The organism is Rubripirellula tenax, assembly GCF_007860125.1.
Classification (GTDB): Bacteria; Planctomycetota; Planctomycetia; order Pirellulales; family Pirellulaceae; genus Rubripirellula; species Rubripirellula tenax.
This window is the reverse complement of record NZ_SJPW01000008.1, coordinates 1-19,107: the sequence shown is the minus strand read 5'-3', so window position 1 is coordinate 19,107 and position 19,107 is coordinate 1. Positions and strand designations below refer to the sequence as shown.

12 protein-coding genes and 1 rRNA gene are annotated in these 19,107 nt (G+C 55.6%); 3 read left to right on the top strand and 10 right to left on the bottom strand.

All coding sequences use genetic code 11. The annotated features are described in order from the left end of the window. Positions 1-52: 52 nt before the first annotated feature. From Poly51_RS26165 to Poly51_RS26140, 6 genes are all read right to left on the bottom strand, one after another. Positions 53-1,591: a sulfatase family protein gene (locus tag Poly51_RS26165; protein ID WP_246114787.1), complete on the bottom strand. Its 1,539-nt coding sequence runs from the start codon at positions 1,589-1,591 to the stop codon at positions 53-55. A 24-nt stretch (positions 1,592-1,615) separates the two neighbouring features. Beyond that, positions 1,616-3,049, bottom strand: a complete 1,434-nt coding sequence (locus Poly51_RS26160; protein WP_246114786.1) for a sulfatase-like hydrolase/transferase — start codon at positions 3,047-3,049, stop codon at positions 1,616-1,618. A 49-nt stretch (positions 3,050-3,098) separates the two neighbouring features. Continuing rightward, on the bottom strand, positions 3,099-4,670 hold the full coding sequence (locus Poly51_RS26155; RefSeq protein ID WP_146461731.1) for a sulfatase: 1,572 nt from the start codon (positions 4,668-4,670) through the stop codon (positions 3,099-3,101). A 77-nt stretch (positions 4,671-4,747) separates the two neighbouring features. Beyond that, the gene (locus Poly51_RS26150) at positions 4,748-6,502 is read right to left on the bottom strand and encodes an alpha-L-fucosidase (RefSeq protein WP_246114785.1); all 1,755 of its coding nucleotides are present in this window, start codon (positions 6,500-6,502) and stop codon (positions 4,748-4,750) included. A gap of 173 nt (positions 6,503-6,675) precedes the next feature. Next, entirely contained in the window at positions 6,676-9,627 is a 2,952-nt protein-coding gene (locus Poly51_RS26145; protein ID WP_146461730.1) for a PDZ domain-containing protein, read from the bottom strand. A 63-nt stretch (positions 9,628-9,690) separates the two neighbouring features. Further along, the gene (locus Poly51_RS26140; RefSeq protein WP_146461728.1) at positions 9,691-10,893 is read right to left on the bottom strand and encodes an AraC family transcriptional regulator; all 1,203 of its coding nucleotides are present in this window, start codon (positions 10,891-10,893) and stop codon (positions 9,691-9,693) included. Between the two features lie 290 nt (positions 10,894-11,183). Between Poly51_RS26140 and Poly51_RS26135 the strand changes: the two genes are divergently transcribed. The 3 genes from Poly51_RS26135 to Poly51_RS26125 are packed head-to-tail and all read left to right on the top strand — an operon-like array spanning position 11,184 to position 15,285. Then, positions 11,184-12,995, top strand: a complete 1,812-nt coding sequence (locus Poly51_RS26135) for an L-fucose isomerase (protein WP_146461726.1) — start codon at positions 11,184-11,186, stop codon at positions 12,993-12,995. 59 nt (positions 12,996-13,054) lie between these two features. Then, positions 13,055-13,813, top strand: a complete 759-nt coding sequence (locus tag Poly51_RS26130) for a class II aldolase/adducin family protein (RefSeq protein WP_146461724.1) — start codon at positions 13,055-13,057, stop codon at positions 13,811-13,813. Further along, entirely contained in the window at positions 13,810-15,285 is a 1,476-nt protein-coding gene (locus Poly51_RS26125; RefSeq protein ID WP_146461722.1) for a rhamnulokinase, read from the top strand. Before Poly51_RS26130 ends, Poly51_RS26125 begins: the two co-directional genes overlap by 4 nt. 139 nt (positions 15,286-15,424) lie before the next feature. Here Poly51_RS26125 and Poly51_RS26120 read toward each other — a convergent pair whose 3' ends face one another. The 4 genes from Poly51_RS26120 to rrf all read right to left on the bottom strand — a co-directional run. Further along, on the bottom strand, positions 15,425-16,750 hold the full coding sequence (locus Poly51_RS26120) for a sugar porter family MFS transporter (protein ID WP_146461719.1): 1,326 nt from the start codon (positions 16,748-16,750) through the stop codon (positions 15,425-15,427). Between the two features lie 80 nt (positions 16,751-16,830). After that, complete coding sequence (locus Poly51_RS26115; protein ID WP_146461717.1) at positions 16,831-18,081, bottom strand: alginate lyase family protein; 1,251 nt, start codon at positions 18,079-18,081, stop codon at positions 16,831-16,833. 90 nt (positions 18,082-18,171) lie between these two features. Then, positions 18,172-18,774, bottom strand: a complete 603-nt coding sequence (locus tag Poly51_RS26110) for a class I SAM-dependent methyltransferase (RefSeq protein ID WP_186775824.1) — start codon at positions 18,772-18,774, stop codon at positions 18,172-18,174. A 229-nt stretch (positions 18,775-19,003) separates the two neighbouring features. Further along, a 5S ribosomal RNA gene (gene rrf, locus Poly51_RS26105) occupies positions 19,004-19,107 on the bottom strand; the annotation flags it as partial.

Sequence of the window (19,107 nt, the reverse complement as noted above, 5' to 3'; positions counted from 1 at the left end):
GTAGAAACTCGTCTTAAAACACAAACAACGACCAGCGTAACATCATGGATGCCTATTGCTTGCCTTTCCAGACCACGATCGGTGCATCATTCGTTGCGTCCGGCCCGTCGGTGCTGCGGCCTCGTTCCACATCGGCGGTCAAGTCGGCCAACAGCATCGCCACGATCTCAGGCTTGGAATCAAACAGATTGTTCGTCTCACCCGGATCGGCACTCATATCATAAAGTTGGCCATCGGGGCTGCCGGCCGGCACTTGCTTTTCTCGCGGCGCAGTCCATCCACCCGATCCGCGAGCCAACAGCAGTTTCCATTTGCCTTGGCGATAGGCAAAGTTTCCCTCGATCGAATGGTGAATCAGCCCCTTGCGAGTCGACGCGATCGGCTTGTCCGACAACGCCGCTCGAAAACTGACGCTGTCTTCACCCGCGCCCGGGGGCATCGCGATGCCTAAGATGTCTGCGCACGTCGCCATCAAATCGACCTGGCAAACCGTTTGATCCGACTTCGATCCAGGCTGGACAACACCCGGCCATCGGGCAATGAACGGAACACGGTGTCCGCCATCCCACAAGTCGGCCTTCGATCCACGAAGATTGGCGCTTGGAAAGTGTCCCTTGGCCTGCATCGCTTCAATGCCGGCCGCCTTCGAGCAACCATTGTCGCTGGTCACGATCACCAACGTGTTGTCGCCGAAACCGGCTCGGTCGATTTCCGCAACGATGTCGCCGATGACCGCATCGGTCTGCATCACAAAGTCGCCGTACTTGCCGAGTTCACTTTTGCCCTGCCATTCTTTTGACGGCAAGATCGGCGTGTGTGGCGACGTGAAAGCAACATAGGCAAAGAACGGCTTGGACGAGTCTTGCTTTGAAATAAACTCAACCGCCTTCTTCCCGATCATCGGCAAAACATCGATTGCTTCAAAATCCGGTTCGGCCGGCCCTTTTCGTTGGAATGCTTTGGTTGCCGTTGCTTCCCCGACGAAACGATCGTTCTCGATGTAGATGTAGGGCGGCATGTCCAGCGATGCTGAAATGCCATAGAAGTAATCGAATCCACGGTCCACCGGGCCTCCACCCACTCGCCCCTTCCAATCGATGTTATCAGGGTTGTTACCCTTCGGCCGTTCGTCGGTGGTGAATGGCAAGTCCAAACCCAAGTGCCACTTTCCGATGGCCCCCGTCGCGTATCCGTTCTGTTTCAGAAGTCCGGCGACCGTCATTCGATCTTCGGCGATCAATGGTTCGCTAAAACCGTACAGGACGCTCTTTTGCAAATGCGTCCGCCAGTTGTATCGTCCCGTCAGAATGCCATACCGAGTGGGCGTGCAAACGGATGACGTCGTATGCGCGTCGGTGAACGTCATCCCCTGCGCAGCAAGCCGGTCCATCGCCGGTGTCGCGATCTTCCCGCGATTCGGATTCAAGCACTGGACGTCCCCGTAACCCCAGTCGTCTGCGAGTATCCAAACGATGTTCGGCTTGGCGGCCTCGGCCCCTCGCACGTCGCGCGCTGAAAAGCTGAACGCGGCGAAGAGTGCCAACGCAGCCAAAGCCATGGGCGCGTCCCATCGGAGAGTCGTGTTTGTCATGAGCAATCGTTTCCCTAAAGGAAGTTAGTAACTGTAGTCCGCACCGTCGCGACTCTGTTGGCAACTGGCGTCTAATTCTTCGAGCCGACTGGACATCGACTGAAACAACTCGGGCATCGACTCGCCGATGTCGTTCGTTTCGTAAGGATCCTTCTTCAGATCGTACAATCGCGTTCGACCTTCACGCTTGGCTTCACGCAACAGCTTGAAGTCACCGCGGATCACGGCCTGACCATCGGTTCCGTCATGCAATCGGCGAAAACCGAAGAACATGTCTTTGTCGCGCTGCGCCGACGCTCCTTGAATGACTGGCATCAAGTCGATTCCGTCGATCGGACGCGACTGAGAATCCGAGAACGAAAAACCGACGGCGTTTGCGATCGTTGGAAAGTAATCGATCGTCGAACAACGCACGTTGGTTGTTGAGCCGGCCTTGATTCTGGTCGGCCACTCAGCACATGCGGGCACCAAGATTCCACCTTCATACATTTGGTGCTTGTGACCCTTGAACGGCCCCGCCGACGCGACACCCTTCTTGGCCAAACCATCGGACGGGCCGTTGTCGCTACAGAAAAAAACGAGCGTGTCGTTCTCAATCTTCAGCTCGCGGAGTTTGCTGCGCAGTCGTCCGACCTGTTCGTCCATCGCCGTGATCGCGCCATAATAGTTTTGACGCGAATTGCCGCGATCCGCGTAAAGTCTCTTGTACTTTTCACCGGCCACAACCGGTTCATGCGGCGTGTGGAACCAAACGGTCGCAAAGAACCGTTCGTCCGGTCCTGCCGCGACGCGTTCTTCGATGAACGGGATCACACGGTCCATGATCACGCGACTATCGTCACCGTCCAAATTCTCCGTCGCCTCGACTCCGTTGTGCATGTACGGGAATCCGCCCTTCCAAGGCTGTCCCGGCTTGTTCGAGTTGCTTTTCCATCCCTCGGGCGTAACGGTTGGGTCCCAAGTCGGCACGGCGCTGGTCGTTGCGAACACTTCGTCGAACCCGTGATGCGACGGTGGCGAGTAGTGTCCGCGCGTTCCACGTTCTTCCGGTTTGACCCAGCCGATGTGCCACTTACCGAAGAAGCCCGTCGCGTAACCCTTCTTCTTCAGCATTTCGGCGATCGTGATTTCTGCGACGCGAAGCCCCGAAGTGTGAGCCGCCAAAATCCCAAATCGAAACGGGAACCGCCCCGTCAAACAGCTTCCACGTGTCGGCGAGCAAAGTGGCGCCGCGGCATAAAAGCGATCGAAACGAACTCCATCCGCGGCCATCGCGTCAAGGTTCGGCGTGATGATGTCCTCGTTGCCGTTGAACCCGATATCGCCCCAGCCCTGGTCGTCGCTCATCAGCAGGATCACGTTCGGCGCCGCGGCACTCGCACCGATCGTCATCGCAATGGCGATGCAAACCTGCAAAACGCTGGTGAGCAAAAAGGGCAGAGATTTGTTTCGCGACAAGGTGAAGTCCTTGGATGCTTGGTGGAAAATGGAATCAGTTTCGATCGAACTACTGTAGCCAATCCGGCAGCGAGTCGTCGGCATTCCATTTTTCGATGCGGCGATCCAGTGAATCGCTCTTCCACGCATCCGTTCCCGCCGGCAGCACATCCGTCTTGGGAATCCATTCGCGATGCTGGGCAATCACGTTCGCGTGCTCGGGATTGCCGGCCAAATTGACGTGTTCCCCCGGATCGCTTCGATGGTCGTACAATTCTTCCGTGCCGTCTCGGTAGCAAATGTACCGCCAATCATGACTTCGCACGGCATAGTTTCCGTAGTACCAACTGTTCAGCACGGGCCGCGTTCGCACCGACGACGGGTCAGCGATCAGCGGCACCAGACTCTCGCCCTCCAGCTTTTCGAATTTCGGCAACTCGCATAGTTCAACGAGCGTCGGATACAGATCCAACAGGCTGACCGGTTGGCTGCTTTGAGTCGCCGGTTGCGAGACGCCAGGCACCTTCATCATCAACGGGACTCGCGTCGATTCTTCCCACAACGCTTGTTTTCGCCAGTGCTTCTTCTCGCCCAAGTGTTGTCCATGATCCGACCAGAGGACCACGATCGTGTTGTCGCGATACTTGCTGGTCGCCAGCGCATCGAGCACCTTGCCGGCCTGGGCGTCGACGAACGAAACGCATGCCAAGTATCCATAAACCATTTCTTTCCAATACGTGTCGCTGAGATTGACGACGGCATTGTGGTCGCCCGATCGCAGCGTCCCATAGGCGATCGATTTTCCCATCATCGGAATGTCCGACATCTCGTCATCGGGCACGCTCGGAATTTGGATGTCGTCCAAATCGTACAAGTCAAAATACTCCTTGGGCGCGGTGTACGGGACATGCGGACGAACGAAACCGACGGCTAAAAAGAACGGTTTGTCGTGGTCGTGTTGCAACTGCTCAACCGCCCAATCGGCAATCTGTTCGTCAAACATTTTGCCGCCAGGAATGTCGTCGCGGTCTAATGCGCCGTAGCAAAGCGAATGACCATCGGCATACTTCTTGCCGTATCGATCAACAATCTGGCTGCCGTTTTTCGGGAACGGATAAAAGTGCTTTCCGCCGTAACCATCGCCTCGCGCCAGCAAGTTCTTGGGCACTTTGTAACCCGGCGCCGTCTCGGTCCAAAAGTCTTTCGTTCGGTCGCCATAATCCGAGACGCCTTGATGAAAGACCTTTCCGACGGCAAAGGTTTGATATCCGTTCTCTTTGAAATGCTGGGGCAACATTCGGTGTTCCGACCCCATCACTTGGTCGTACGTCTTCCGCATCCTGGTCGTCGACGTGTACCAACCCGAGGTGCTCGGGTGAATTCCGCTCAACACCGAGTTCCGCGACGCCGTGCAAACGGCTTGCGAACAGTGCGCGTTGGTGAACAAGATTCCTTGCTGGGCCAACTTGTCCAGATTCGGCGTCTTCGCCAACGCATGGCCACCCATCGCGCCCGTCCAGTCGTTCAAGTCATCAATCGACAGGAACAAAACGTTGGGCTGCGCCGCCGGCGCCGTATCAGCGCCGTTGGCGCAACTGCCAACCAGGAACGTGAATATCAACATGCACGAGAAGAGCTTCATGGCTTCAGATTCCTGGGAAAAAAAACGGGCAGCCGCGCACCGTAAGGCCAATACCGCTGACGCTCAGTGACTCAACGCTAACGGTCGACTCGCTGCAGACTCAATTGGCGCAAGTTCATCGGATTCCATTGGCCGGGGACCGGTTTGACTTGGATGCTGGTCGTACCAGGATCCGTGACTTTGATCGTGCCTAGCTTCTTTTCGACGTAGTTGCCGTAACCGCCGGTGGAATCCACTTTTGCGGTCTGGAAGCCGCCCGGCAATCCGTACTGGAAGTGCGTGTTCTCACCTTCGACCGATAAGACCGCCGTGACTTCATAGTCGCCGGGTTGATCCATCTGGACACTCCATTCCGCCCATGCTTGATCGTCGGTCCAGTAACCGATATGCGGAATGTCATCGTGAATGCGAACGCCAACTTCGCGGCTTCCTTCGTTGTTGTGCATGTACGCTTTGTCGGCGGTCAGGACCAACAAACCGTTCTTGTCGGGCTTGGGCAGCGTCGCTTCGACCTCAAGTTTACCGTCAAGTTTTAGCTCGATGACACTCGCGTGCGGATCGGTCGCTTCGCCGGGAAGCGACAGTTCGACGCCGTCATCGATGGACTTCGCGTCCACTGATACATTGTTGGCAATCAAGCGGGCCGAACGAACCGCCGTCTTCAAGCCGGGCACGTTCAACTTTCCGTCGCTGGGCCAATCGAAGACGTGCAAGTAGAGCGTCGTTTGGCCATCGGTGGTCTTCGCGGTGCAGCGTCCCCATTCAAGTTTGGGCAACGGGCTGGCGGTGGTTCCATAGATCGATTCGCTGTTGACGGCCATCCATTGGCCGACGGCCTTCAAGTTTTCGATCGCTTGCGGAAGCAACGTGCCTTCGCCGGTGGGGCTGACGTTCAACAGATAGTTGCCGCCCTTGCCGGCGATGTCGACCAAGTTACGAATCAACGTTTGCGGTGACTTGAAGTCGTTGTCGCCCTTCTTGTATCCCCAACTACCGCTGATCGGCATGCACACTTCCCAGTCTTCGCCTGCCGGTGCTTCGGCAGGAATGTTGCGTTCAAACGTCTTGTAGTCGCCACGGTATCCTTCGCCCAACCGGTCGTTGGTGATCACGTTGGGTTGCAGTTTGGTCAGCGAATGCAACGCGTCGAACGACTCTTTGCTCATCGCACGTGGCGTATCCCACCAAAAAATTCCGATCGGACCGTACTCGGTAAGCAACTGCTTGACCTCGGGAACCGCCTTGTCGCGAACATACTCGTCGGTGCTGACACGTTCGAAGGTCTTGTCCCAGTTGTTGCCGAACCCGCCCGGGTGGTGCCAGTCCTGGGCCTGTGAATAGTAGAAACCAAACTTGATGTCTTGTTTCTGGCACTCATCCGCCAACTCTTTCATGATGTCGCGTTTGAACGGAGTCGCTTCGACAACGTTGTAAGGATTGCACGTGGATCCAAACATCGAGAACCCGTCGTGATGCTTGGCCGTGATCACCAAGTACTTCATGCCGGCTTGTTTGGCACGACCCACGAACTCGGCCGCATCAAACTTTACCGGATTGAATTGAGTGGCATACTTTGAGTACTCCGCGATCGGGATACGTCCCTTGTTCATCATCCATTCGGCACTGTTGGGCAGTTTTTGGCCGTTGTACTCGCCGCCCGTTGTTGAATAGATGCCCCAGTGAACGAACATGCCGAACTTGGCTTCGTGCCACCAAGCCATCCGTTCGTCACGAGACTGTTTGGCCGGCGAAGAATCTTGGGCACAAAGATCGTTGATGCCAAGCATCGCAAACAATGCAAGCGCGGTGAAACGTAATCGGTTGATATTCATGGAACCTAAGAAAAATGGAACGAGGTGTGGAACGGGAAGTGAAATGGGCGTCTTCAAAAGACGAAGGACCGAGCGGAAAATGATCGTCGTCCGATCGCTTCGTCGATCGGTTTATTCAATGCGAACTGGCGGACAGGTTCGGCGACTTTCCGACACCTATTTTCCGCTCTTTGCTAAGGCGCCGTTTGGACGTTCAATTCTTGGAATGCCGAGTTTTCCGATCGAGGCGATACCGGCGACGTCCGCCAAACGACCCAGCGGAACTCGCCCAAATCCGACCCGGTCTTTGCCCGCACCGAGACGGCATTCAAGGCTTGTGACTTGACCGACGTCGTATCAACCGAACCGATCGCGGTGAAGCGTGATGCATCGTCGACATCCCATCCCGGATCCTTGTCCGCGCGACTGCCGTAAAGCGTGTACTTCTGCGCCCCGCGGATTCCGTTCACGTTGGACGTCCAGCTCGTGATGGCCGTCACGGACTGGGGTGAACCGAGATCCATGCGGTAGATGCCGCCCGTGACCCCGTTTGGAAAAACAGGGCCGTAGCCGCGGTTCAATTTGCCATCAACCAGAACGCGGGTTGGTGATTCTTTGACGCCGAGATTCGTGTCGACGTTTCGGTTGGTTTGTGCTTCGGGGACCAGCGTTGAAAAGCCGTCATCCGTTTCCGAAGATTCAAACGAAACAACGACCGTCGGTTCAATGACCAACTCCATCGCTTGTTGGTCGCGAACCAACTTCAACGACACAGGCGCTCCGTCGCCGTTCTGAAACACGGCCAACAGATCGACAGCGCGTTTGACGCCGGATCCGTTGATGCCCTGAATCAAGTCGCCATCTTTTAGCCCCGATCGAGCCGCATCGCTGGTCGGTTTGACGTCTGACAAGGCGACGCCGCCGGCCTCTTTGGATACACCGAATGCCGAGAATGCTTCACCGGTCAACTCAGTCAGCTTTGCACCCAGCCAGAAATATGTGAACGGTTTTTCGTTTGCGACTTGCGTTCGCCGTTCTGGTGATTCGGCATCGACAATCGTCAACGTCGGAATCACCGGCGTTTCGGCGATCGCACGAAGGCTCGGTTTCTTAACACCGAACTGATCCATCGGAAAGTTCGCGAACCCGATCTGCAGCGCCGGCGAGTCGTCGGCGACACGGAAATCGCCCGCTTTTGGATTGACAAATCCTGGGTCGGCAACGATCGAGTGGACGTCCCATCCATATTTAGCATGAACATCTTTGATGCTCGGATCGTTCGAAAAATACAGATTGCCGTCGACGCGTTTGCCCTTGGCCGTTTCGCTTGGCATTCGCGCCCCCTTGGGTGCTGACATGAAAATATTGCCAAAGACTTCGTCGTCGCTGTGATTGAACCAAACGTGTGGATGCAGTCCGTTGTTGACGGTAATGTTGTTCCACGCCCGACGGCGGAAGCCTTCTCGCAACTTCAATCCACCGGACAACAGCAAGTTGTTGTAGATGTCGTAATTCGACGAACCGTCATCCAGATCGATGTCCCAACCGTGGTCGCAGCGAAACCGGTTATTGCGAATGACGGTCGTTTCGACGGCATCTAGAAATGGCAACGTGGGATCCTTGTCGACGGCAGCTTGGCTTGCCGTCAAGTGATCGCTTCGCCAATAACGGTCGCGTCCCCACGAATTGAACGAACCGTGGTCATGGGTTTCTAGCACCGTGTCGAACACGTCACAGCCTTCGATCAAATGACCGCCCCAGGCTCCGTCGCCGACGTTCAATCCCGCGCGGGCACAATCGTAAACGGAACAGTCGCGAACGGTGATGCGGCTAGCCATTTCGATTTGAACGCCCGCCGGTTGTCTCTCGACGCGACCGATTCCATGAATCAAACAGTCTTCGACGCGCGAGTCCGCCGGGTAGTTGTTCGTTTTCGGCCCGGGTGTGCGATCGATCTTTGACAGATCATTTTTTCGGCCATAGCCAAACAAAGGATCCCGGACCGCATCAGGATCACCGACAAAGCAAACTCCGCTCGCGCCGACATCGTGAATGTGACAACCCTTGACCAGCGCGCGGCGGTTGTAATTGCTAACGAATACCGCGTTGCCACCGACTTGATCGAATTCGGTGTCAAGAATCTGAACGTCTTCGGTTCCCGTCAGCACGATTGAGCCGCCTCGATAGATCGCCCAGTCCGATCGCAGCATCAACTCGCTGGTGTCCATGAACGTTCGAGCGGCATGGCGAATGACGAAGCCCTGCAACGCAATGAATCGAACCGGCTTTTCTTCCGTTCCGCGGAACTCGATCAAATGACGAAGACGCACGACATCAACGGTCGCGCTGTGTAGATCTGTCCCAGCGAACGGCATGTAGTAGAGCGACTGTGTGCTCGGGTCGTGGAACCATTCGCCCGGCGCATCAAGTTCTTCAAAGATGTTTTCCACCATCCGGAACTCGTCGTGCATTCCCATTTGGCGATTGTTCTGCCAGCCGCCTTCATAGGTCACCTCGCCTTCGGAATCCTTGCCGGTGATTCGATAGTGGTATCCGCCCCATCGGGACCGGTGCATCGCGTGGATGTATCCGCCGACGGGGTTGGCCCATCCGTCCGCTCGCGATTTCGCGAACGCATCGGCCGAGAAACCTTGATAGGCCGCCGTCTTCTTGGCCGCGTCGAAGTTCGGGTACCGCGCCATGCGTTGGTTCTGGCCGTCGATGAACAGTTGGTCGATCGTCAAGCCGGTCGGCGTCTTGGCGACGAAGACTCCATCGCGGTGGGCTTGCCAAACCAATTCCAAACGCGTGCCACCGCTTAGTATCGCGCCGCCTTCGTTGGCAGCCCGATAGACGACCGGAAACTCTTGAGTTCCCGAGTCGCCGGGCTCAAACGCAAGCGTTTCGGGCAAGTAGTACGTGCCATCGGCGACATGCACCGTCACCGTTTCCTTACCCAAAACCGGCCGGGCCAACGCCTTCGCCCGCGCTAGGCTGGCCAGGGGCGAATCAGCCGTCCCCGCGTTTACGTCGTTTCCGTCGGGACTGACGTACAGATCCGCGCCAAACAACGGCGATGTAAAAACAAATGTTGATGTCAGCACAAACGCCAAGAGGGCGGATGTCAGAGGAAGTGGTTCTCGCATCACTTTTTTCGGTAATTGTTATGAATTTTGTTGGCCCGACGTCTAACAACGGTGCGTACCAATCTAAGGTTTTTCGTCAGCCAGCTTGGACGAAGCCGCGTGCTGCTGAGTCCGGAAATCGCCAGGCGTGATTCCCGTTTCTCGTTTGAAAACCGCGCTCAAACTTTCCTTGTGGCTATAACCGGCCTTCGGCGCAATCTGCTCCAACGTCATGTCGGTTTCGGACAGCAACTGTTTGACACGGGCAATCTGCGTCATCGTGATCTGTTCGTGCGGCGTCACGCCCAGCTCTTCACGAAAACGTCGTTCCAATTGACGTCGGGAAAGTGATGTGATTTCAATCACGTTGCCCACGTTGATTCCATCGCATGCATGTTGCCGGATGTAGCGGCAAACCTTTGCCAGTTCGACATCATCAATCGCAAGCACCTTCGTCGACAGTCTTTCAGAAACCGATTTTGGCTTAATGTTCTCGATCTCCGTTTCATTGGCCAAACCCGACATCAACGAGTGCAACAGTTCGGCTGCTCGATAGCCGACGCCTTCCGCATCGGGACGGACACTCGACAACGGCGGATCGCACATCAAACAAATCGCGTCGTCATCGTCGACGCCTATCACACCCACATCATCAGGAACGCCGATGCTCGCTTTTCGACAAGCGTTCAACACTTGCTGCCCGCGAATGTCGTTACAAACCAACATGCCAGTTGGTCGTTCGAGCGTGCACAACCATTTTGCCAAAGGTTCGATATCTACGATCCCCGCTCGTTCGATTGTGGTGATTGAGCTGCCGGGGACGCCCGCGGATTCGTAATGGGTGAACGGACAGCCGGCTTCCTCCACCAGCGCTCGAAAGTGTTTAAGCCGCGACTCGGAATAGGTTGCAAAGCGAAAGCCGCAGAACGCGAACCGACGGAATCCACGATTCCAAAGATGCTTGAACGCGATCTCGGCAACGGATCGATCGTCGGTCCCTACTTGTGGGACTCCCGGAAATTTCCGATTACATCGCACATCGACAATCGGAACATTCAACTTCTTCAGCGGCTTGATCGTATGCGTGTCGACTCGCGCGATCACTCCATCGATGCGAGAACTCATTATCCAATCGGGAATCTCGGAATCGAGCATCATCTCTTGATGCAAAAGCGACCAATCGACTTGCGTTCTGGCGAAGTACGCGACACCACGAAGTAGCTCGCGCCCATACGCACGTGAAGCTTCGACCAGCAAGGCGATTTGAGGACGATGTTTTTGGTTCATGGATTCAGTCATCGAACTCCGCCGTGTCGCAAATCGATACGACGGTGCCGCAAAATGTTATTGCCAACTTGCTAAAGCACGCGATTGTAGTGTAAAAATGCATTGCGACTGGACGCATACTATTACTTTCGCGGCTCCGTGAGAAGCAATTTCCAGGAATTATTGGAAGAAAGTGATTCGACGCGCTATCTTCTTCAGCACGAAAGTTTTGTAGAAATCCGTTCCGCGGACGTTGGCTGGTACAACTACCGTCTGCTCTACTATTCCCTTAAACGCAACAAAGCCAAGTCATGAGTCAACAAGCATCATCGCCAACCGTCTGGAAAGGCGAACTCCCCAAGGTTGGCATTCGCCCGACCATCGACGGTCGACTCGGCGGCGTACGTGAATCACTCGAAGATCAGACGATGAATCTGGCTCGGCGGGTCGCCGAGCTGATTTCAAAAAACTTGCGGTATCCCAACGGAGACGCCGTCGAGTGCGTGATCGCCGATACTTGCATTGGTGGTGTTGCCGAAGCCGCGGCATGTGAGGACCAATTTCGCCGCCAAAATGTCGGCGTGTCGCTGACGGTGACGCCGTGCTGGTGCTACGGTTCGGAAACGATGGACATGGATCCGACGCGCCCCAAGGCCGTGTTCGGGTTCAATGGCACCGAACGCCCCGGTGCGGTTTATTTGGCCGCAGTGTTAGCCGGACACACACAGAAGGGCGTCCCCGCCTTTGGCATTTACGGTCGCGACGTGCAAGAAGCCGGCGATGCAACGATGCCTGACGACGTACAAGCCAAGATTCTTGATTTCGTCCGCTGCGGTCTAGCCGCGGCGCTGATGCGTGGCAAGTCGTATCTTTCGATGGGTGGAACATCGATGGGCATCGCTGGATCGATGATCGATGTCGCGTTCTGGGAAAAATGGCTGGGCATGCGAGTCGAAGACATCGACATGTCGGAATTCATCGGCCGAATGAACAAAGGCCAGTTTGATCCGGCCGAGTACAAAAAGGCGCTGGCGTGGACAAAAGAGAACTGCCCCGAAGGTGACGACTACAACAGCGACGAAGGCAAACGTTCTCGCGAGCAACTCGATAGCGAATGGTCCGACAGCGTAAAGATGTCGCTGATTGCACGCGACTTGATGGTCGGCAATCCGAAGCTGGCAGAAATGGGACTGAAGGAACAAGCACAGGGCCACGGTGCCATCGCTTCGGGATTCCAAGGCCAACGACAATGGACGGACCACTTCCCCAACGGTGATTTCCTAGAAGCGATTCTGAATACGTCGTTCGACTGGAACGGCAAACGAGCCCCGTACATTGTCGCGACGGAAAACGACGCCCTGAACGCGGCCACGATGCTGTTCGGACACTTGCTGACCAACACGGCGCAAGTGTTTGCGGACCTGCGAACGTATTGGAGTCCCGATGCCGTGGCGTCGGCATGCGGCGGCCACAAACTCGACGGCCTAGCCAGCGACGGACTGTTGCACCTGATCAATTCCGGACCCGCGACGCTGGACGGAACGGGACAACAATCCGATGCGGATGGTAATCCGACGATGAAACCGTTCTGGGAAATCACGGACGAAGAAGTCGCCAAATGCTTGAAGGAGACGACGTGGCACCCGTCGATCACCGAGTACTTCCCGGGTGGCGGTTTGAGTACGCGTTACAAGACTCGCGGCGGAATGCCGGCGACCATGACACGCATCAATTTGGTTGACGGCTTGGGTCCAGCATTGCAGATCGCCGAAGGGCACACCGTCGAATTGCCGACGGACGTTCACGACGCGCTGGACCAACGCACCAATCCGACTTGGCCGACCACATGGTTTGCACCAACGGTCACAGGCCGCGGCGCGTTCACGTCGACGTATGAAGTGATGAACCACTGGGGTGCCAACCACTGCGTGATGACGGCCGGCCACGTCGGACACTTGTTCATCACGTTGGCATCGATACTGCGTATTCCGGTTTACATGCACAATGTCGACGCGGGCCGAGTATTCCGCCCCAGTGCTTGGAACACATTCGGAACCGACGGACTGGAATCAGCCGACTTCCGTGCCTGTGAAAACTTTGGCCCGCTGTACGGGCGCAAGTAGTACCAGCCGAAAGTAAACGAAACGACCGCAAGCAAACCTTCCTTCTAAGCAGACCACTGATGCCCCATCCCGAAACCCTTGCCGCGATGCTCGAGCTGTCCCATTACCTCGGCGAAGAGCATCGACACTTGGCGATTCTTGGTGAAGGCAATACGTCAGCGAAAATCGACAACGACACGTTCTTGGTCAAAGCTAGCGGAAGCTGCTTGCAAACGCTTAGCGAGAACGATGCGGTCGCGTGCCGGTTCGACGCGTTGCTTCCGATGTTGGACGAAGACGATATCAGCGACCAGGGTGTCGAAGATCGCTTGCTCGCTTGTCGCGTTGATTCGACATCGAAGAAGCCATCCGTCGAAACTCTGTTCCATGCGTACCTGTTGACGTTGCCGGGCATCCAGTTCGTTGGCCATACGCACAGCATCGCGGTGAACCAAATCCTTTGCTCACCACTTGCGAAATCGTTTGCCACGAAACGACTGTTTCCCGATGAAATCGTTTGCTGTGGATCGGAATCGCTGTTCGTCGATTACACCGACCCGGGCTTGAAACTTTCCCAGGTGATGCGAGACGCCATGAACGAGTACATGGACCGCAACGGGGCACCACCGCGAGTCATCTTGCTACAGAATCACGGCCTGATCACGATCGGAAAGACATCCGGTGCGGTCAAAGCCGCGATGGTGATGGCACACAAAGCGGCCGAAATTTTCGTCGGCGCTGCGGCATTGGGCGGCCCCGTGTTTATGGAACCTGCCGAAGTCCACCGGATCGCCAATCGAATCGACGAACACTATCGCCAACAAGCGTTGAAGCTATGACCAGCCGTCACTATGTCGCGTGTGATCTTGGAGCCGAGAGCGGTCGAGTCATCCTGGGCACACTCACCGATGGGCGCATCGAACTCGACGAAGTCCACCGATTCTCCAACGGTGTTTCGCGAATCCAAGGTTCGCTCCGCTGGAATGTCCTGGGCATTTTCGAGGAACTGAAGTCGGGACTTCGCCAAGTGGCTTCGCGCGGTGTTGCCGTGTCGTCGCTGAGTGTTGATTCGTGGGGCGTGGATTACGTTCTGTTCAACAAGAGACAGCCACTCGTTGCGGCGCCGTACCAGTACCGCGATGCGCGGACCGAGTCGACGTATGCCAAGTCGTTGGAACAAGACGGTCGCGAAGTGATTTTTGCCGAAACTGGCATCCAATTCATGTCGATCAACACGCTTTACCATTTGATCGCCGACGTCGAAAACAACCCGGACACGCTTTCGGTTGCCGATCAGTTTTTAAATATCGCGGACTACTTCAACTACCTGTTTTGTGGCGTGGCCCGATCCGAGGTAAGCCTGGCCAGCACGACTCAGATCTATAACCCGACGACACATGACTGGTCGACCAAACTGATCGATCGTTTCAGTCTCCCGAAAAAGCTGTTTCCAGAAATCGTTCCCTCCGGAACTCGGCTCGGGCAATTGACCGACGAAATCATGGAGGAAACCGGCCTGTGGGCAACGCAAGCCATCGCCACTTGTTCGCATGATACGGGGTCGGCCGTTGCCGCCGTGCCTGCGCAACCCGGCGACGACTGGGCCTACCTAAGCTCGGGGACCTGGTCGCTGATCGGCGTCGAACTTCCCGAACCATTGATCAATGACTCTGTGCTGCAGTACAACTACACCAACGAAGCCGGATATGGCGGGACGACACGATTCCTGAAGAACATTGTCGGACTTTGGCTGCTGCAAGAATCGCGACGCCTGTGGCAACTCGACGGAACCGAACTCGATTATTCCGAGATCAATCGCCTGGCAAGTGAGGGGGAACCTTTTCGATCGATCATCGACGCCGGCGACCCTCGCTTTTTGAATCCGAAGAACATGCCTCGAACGATCACAAAGTTTTGCCGCGAAACGGGCCAGCCCGAGCCTGAAACTCACGGTCAATTTGCACGCACAATTTTCGAGAGTCTAGCTTTGCTGTATGCAAAGACTCTCGACACGATCGAACAAATGACCGGCCGTACGATCACAAAACTTCACATTGTTGGCGGCGGCAGCCAAAGCCAGTTGCTGAACCAGTTCACTGCCGACGCGTCGGGACGCACGGTGCTTGCCGGCCCCGTGGAAGCGACGGCGATCGGCAACGTCTTGATCCAAGCGATTGCGATGGGCGAACTGAAATCGCTCGACGAAGTGCGAGAAATCGTTGGTCGCTCGTGTTCCATCGACACATTTTCGCCCAGTTGCGATCCCCAGTGGAAGAGTGCGCGGGAACGACTCGACGCGCTGACCGGTTAGCAACGAGCGTCCATAAGGCGAGCGGAAAGTGTCGCATTGTCGTGGATTGCTGCGCCAATCCAGCGTGGTATCGCTGTACGACCCTCGACATTCATTCATCGCTTGTCGGCTACTTTGACGCGCCGCCTGAGTCGCTACCTCATTCGATGCCCAGCTTCGCTTCCATCTCTTCCAACGGCACGCCTTTGGTTTCGGGCACCATAAAAATCACCCAGACCAGTTGCAGCACCATCATGAAACAGAAGAAAAAGAAAACTTGGGATGCCGGAAACGCGGTCACCATGCTGGGAAAAAACGTCGTCAACAGCGCCGCGAAAATCCAGTGCGTGAAGCTGCCCAGGGTTTGCCCCTTTGCCCGCTGCTTGTTCGGGAAGATTTCAGAAATGAAAACCCAAATCACAGCACCTTGCCCGACGGCGTGCGCCGCGATGAAGGCGAAAATGCACGCCGGCACAATCTTGAACGCCTCGGTCTGAAAAGCCCACGCGCACATCCCCAGCGATACGATGTACCCAAACGATCCGATCAACAACAGCGTCCGACGCCCCAATCGATCGATCAACCAAAGCCCCACAAACGTGAAAACTAAGTTTGTCACCCCGATGCCGACCGACTGCAACAATGCTGCTTCCTGGCCGAGTCCGGTGAGTTCAAAAATACGCGGCGCGAAATAGAGAATCGCGTTGATACCCGATAGCTGGTTGAAGAACGCGATCAAGAACGCAAGCAGAATCGGCGTCCGCAGTCGCATCTGCCAAAATTTCCCCGAACCGACTGACTTCTCTGCATCCGTTCGGATCTGCCGTATCTGGCCGTCGATTTCCGATTCTGAAAAACGGGGATTTGCCAGCCCGATGACGCGAGACGCCTCGGCTTCGTTCTTCCCGTGCGAGATCAACCACCTTGGACTCTCGGGAAGCCCGATGCACATCAAGCTATAGATCAATGCGGGAATGGCTTCTACGCCCAGCATCCAACGCCATGCGTTGTCGCCGATTCCGCCAAGCAGTGCGTTCGAAGCGAACGCGACCAAGATTCCAAAAACAATGTTGAATTGAAACATTCCCGCCAATCGGCCACGCCGGTCGGGCGGCGAGATTTCCGAGATAAAAAGCGGTGCGGCGACCGTCGATATCCCGACGCCCAGTCCGCCGATCCAACGGGCAACCATGAACGAATAGACGTCCGTCGCTAACCCCGACCAGACCGCCGAGACCAGGTAAAGAATTCCGATCCAAAGCAATGTCTTCTTGCGACCGAAGTGATCCGTCGGCCAAGCACCAACAAGCGAACCGATCACGGTGCCCCAAAGCGCCATGCTCATGGCCAAACCGTGAAGACCGGGACTGAGCGACCACAGTTGCTGAATCGTTTTCTCAGCGCCCGAAATCACGACCGTGTCAAAGCCGAACAAAAATCCTGCCAGCGCGGACGTGAGCGACCAAAGGAAAAGTCGACTGGGCATCATGATCCGATCAAAACGAGAGTGCGAAACTTACGAAGACGTAGCAGCTAAATGCAGGTTGCCGAAAAAGGCAGGCCTCACTACGGAATCGCGAAAAGAACGGTCGATTGATTGGCGAACATCAGCGTGTCCCACGGCAACGAGCCCTGCCCACGACTACCACGGCGACGACCTCTTTCGCTATCCGAATCAGACCGACGTCGTCGGCTCCGCCCCCGATCACGATCGGAATCGGGTTTCTGAAAAACTCGCTCGCGATTCTTCAACGCCGCTTGCTCGGTAAATTCGGCGGACATTCCCTTACGATTGCCGAAGTGATTAAAAACCTTCTCGTACATCAAACGCAATGAACCGCGGCTGTTATCCGAAATTTCCTTGTAATGGTACCGCCCTTCAAAACTGCGATACGGGACGTAGGGAACATCGTGGCCAAGGTTGTACTTGGCTGTGTACTCGAACCCCAAAAGCAAACGGTTGTCGTGGGCGCCGTACAGGTCAACGCCCTGGTTCCACGCAAACTCGCACGTGTTAGCAAGAAACTCCAATCCCATTTGTGTGTGAACCTGATCGCGGCCCGATTCTTGACACTCACCAAATTGGTTGAAATAGTTGGCAACGGCACCGTTACCTTCTCCCGAAAGGAAATAGTCGGCGGCGCGATCGAAGATTTCACGATCATCCAAAAAGATCCCCATCGCAATCATCGTCTGAAGCATCGACGCATCCCAATTGCCATTCGCGGACGGATAGAAATCTTTGATGATGGGATACCAAATGCCGAGTAACATTTCGCGAAATCGTGCCTGATTCTGGTCGGGCCAACCGTCCCAAGTGTGTTTTAACAGTTCGGCAGCGTTCAAGTACTTCTGGCCGTCCATTCCGACCAACAGCCGCGCGTCGTGATTGGAGATCGACTTCAGCGTGCTTGACCAAGCGTCAATGATTTCAGCCGACTTGTTGGCATAGCGGGCGTCTCCCGAGAGCGTCCATCGCAATGCCATCGTGTACGCCGCTGTGCCGTCCTGCGTGAACTCCGATGATCCAATGTTGGGATCGTTGCTGGGCCCCCGCTCGACGTGGGCTCGAGGCTGGGCTTCCCAATCCAGGCTGGCGTAGCTCGAATCGCACAACTGCTTCCATGCCGTCGACCAAGGCTCCTCAGATGCCCTCAACTTCTCTTTCACAAAATCGATACTAGCACGACGGTGGGCGATACCTGGATGCGAGAAGCCACCGTCGGGCTCAAAGGCATGTCCATCCAAAGCGACGGACGAAGCAGCGATGAAAACGACAGCGAAAGGTACAATGCACGAACGAAGATGCTGTGTCATGAAAGCAATTGGATGGCGTATGGACGAGTGTGGTAGGGTGATCTGAGCCGTTTACGGGCAAACGGTTTCCTTATCGTATTCGCCCATCGCTCAAATGATCAGACCGGGAAAAGAAATTTCGCGTCGTTCAAACCAATCGAATACGTGATCAAAACCATTGACTCGGCTTTCTCGGTGGCGGGCCGGCAGGTCGCCGATCTGCTGGTGAGAAAACAAACGAATCACATCCGGGTTGTCCAGTGGATCTGGCGAGCAATCAACGTCCCAACCAAGCATCAGCGACCCATTCGGCTTTAGCGCACGGTGACACGCCTCGACCATCCGACAAACTTCCGCTGGCTCGTTCACGCCAAACCCCAATAGGCCATTGACGTGAATCACATCGAACAAAACACCTTGAAAGACTTGGTCCACTTCACACATATCACCGGTGTGATGGAGCGACCCATTTCCGAAACGTTCGGCGCCAGGGTCAAAGTCGATCGTCCACACCTTGGTTACATGCGGATCAAACGCCGCCGGGTAACGCCGTGTATACCGCCGAGTACCAGCCAATAAAACATTGGCTGGGCACGCCTTGGCCATAGCTGGCAACATGGTCTTGCGCAAATAGCGTCGATCTGGCAGTGACTGGACTTGCAGATTGAACTTAATCGAACCAGCGACCGCACGGACGCGTTCTAATATAGGCATGATGGATCTCCGACCGAGATTCTAGCGATCAAGCAGATCGGCGAGTTAACAAATGCCACTACAAGGTGAGATTTTCCGGCTTGCAAGGTAACCGGGGTCGCGGTGCCACGTGTTCTGTCAAACAGTTCAAGACAAGACTCAAGTACAGCGTGCTACGGCGTCGCACGGCAATTTTGTGTGCGCATAAAAAAACCTTCCTGTGACTATCGTCACAAGAAGGTTTTTTAAAATCTGGCAATATCTACTTTCGCACTGGTAGGCACTATCATCGACTCACAAAGCTTGACTACTGTGTTCGGGATGGGAACAGGTATAACCTTTGCGATATGGTCG

What these genes read in the sequence shown, in the direction of transcription:
- Poly51_RS26165 (WP_246114787.1), bottom strand. Translation starts at nt 1,591, where the DNA reads ATGACAAACACGACTCTCCGATGGGACGCGCCCATGGCTTTGGCTGCG.
- Poly51_RS26155 (WP_146461731.1), bottom strand. Translation starts at nt 4,670, where the DNA reads ATGAAGCTCTTCTCGTGCATGTTGATATTCACGTTCCTGGTTGGCAGT.
- Poly51_RS26150 (WP_246114785.1), bottom strand. Translation starts at nt 6,502, where the DNA reads ATGAATATCAACCGATTACGTTTCACCGCGCTTGCATTGTTTGCGATG.
- Poly51_RS26145 (WP_146461730.1), bottom strand. Translation starts at nt 9,627, where the DNA reads ATGCGAGAACCACTTCCTCTGACATCCGCCCTCTTGGCGTTTGTGCTG.
- Poly51_RS26140 (WP_146461728.1), bottom strand. Translation starts at nt 10,893, where the DNA reads ATGAACCAAAAACATCGTCCTCAAATCGCCTTGCTGGTCGAAGCTTCA.
- Poly51_RS26135 (WP_146461726.1), top strand. Translation starts at nt 11,184, where the DNA reads ATGAGTCAACAAGCATCATCGCCAACCGTCTGGAAAGGCGAACTCCCC.
- Poly51_RS26130 (WP_146461724.1), top strand. Translation starts at nt 13,055, where the DNA reads ATGCCCCATCCCGAAACCCTTGCCGCGATGCTCGAGCTGTCCCATTAC.
- Poly51_RS26125 (WP_146461722.1), top strand. Translation starts at nt 13,810, where the DNA reads ATGACCAGCCGTCACTATGTCGCGTGTGATCTTGGAGCCGAGAGCGGT.
- Poly51_RS26120 (WP_146461719.1), bottom strand. Translation starts at nt 16,750, where the DNA reads ATGCCCAGTCGACTTTTCCTTTGGTCGCTCACGTCCGCGCTGGCAGGA.
- Poly51_RS26115 (WP_146461717.1), bottom strand. Translation starts at nt 18,081, where the DNA reads ATGACACAGCATCTTCGTTCGTGCATTGTACCTTTCGCTGTCGTTTTC.
- Poly51_RS26110 (WP_186775824.1), bottom strand. Translation starts at nt 18,774, where the DNA reads ATGCCTATATTAGAACGCGTCCGTGCGGTCGCTGGTTCGATTAAGTTC.